This window comes from Pseudomonas sp. PS02290 (genome assembly GCF_029960075.1).
GTDB lineage: Bacteria > Pseudomonadota > Gammaproteobacteria > Pseudomonadales > Pseudomonadaceae > Aquipseudomonas.
In genome coordinates this window covers 1-604 of record NZ_JASCOY010000217.1, presented here as the reverse complement: position 1 = coordinate 604, position 604 = coordinate 1, and the positions used below count along the sequence as shown (strand labels likewise).

Annotated in this window: 1 protein-coding gene; it reads left to right on the top strand. The window is 59.6% G+C overall.

The annotated features are described in order from the left end of the window. A partial coding sequence (locus tag QMX88_RS29310; protein ID WP_282373739.1) for a hypothetical protein occupies positions 1-203 on the top strand: 203 nt, incomplete at its 5' end. Positions 204-604 lie beyond the last annotated feature (401 nt).

Sequence of the window (604 nt, the reverse complement as noted above, 5' to 3'; positions counted from 1 at the left end):
GGTTCCTTCACTCCGGTCTCGCTCCGTGGGCCCGCCGCCATCCGCCATCCATGGCGGGGGCGGCTCTCGCGGCATCCATGCCGCTCGGCCCACTCCGCGAGACCTGCGTTCAGCCTGCACCCAAGTCGCGATTTGCGGTGTTTGAGCCATTTGCGTATGAATATCAAAAGCGCTTCAAAGCAGATCAACAGCTTCCCGGCTAAAGCCGGTCCTACAGTCAGAGCTGGTCCCACTGACGGCACACGGTACCTTGTAGGACCGGCTTCAGCCGGGAAGAGGCCAGTTCAGGCACCAACATTTTTGCTGATAGCACCGCCCTCCCTGTGGGAGCGAGCTTGCTCGCGAATGCTGTATTCCAAACACCAGATATTTGATGGATGTACCAACCCCTTCGTGAGCAAGCTCACTCCCACACGTCCGTAGCGACTGATCTGCCCTCGATCTGCTCTTGATCTGCCTTGCTTTGCTTTTGATCTTTCCTACGAAGCAAGTCCAGACACCGCCAAACGCGACTTTGGTGCAGGCCGAACGCAGACGACGCGGAGTGGGCCGAGCGGCATGGATGCCGCGAGAGCGCCGCTAGGACATGGATGTCCGTTCGGCG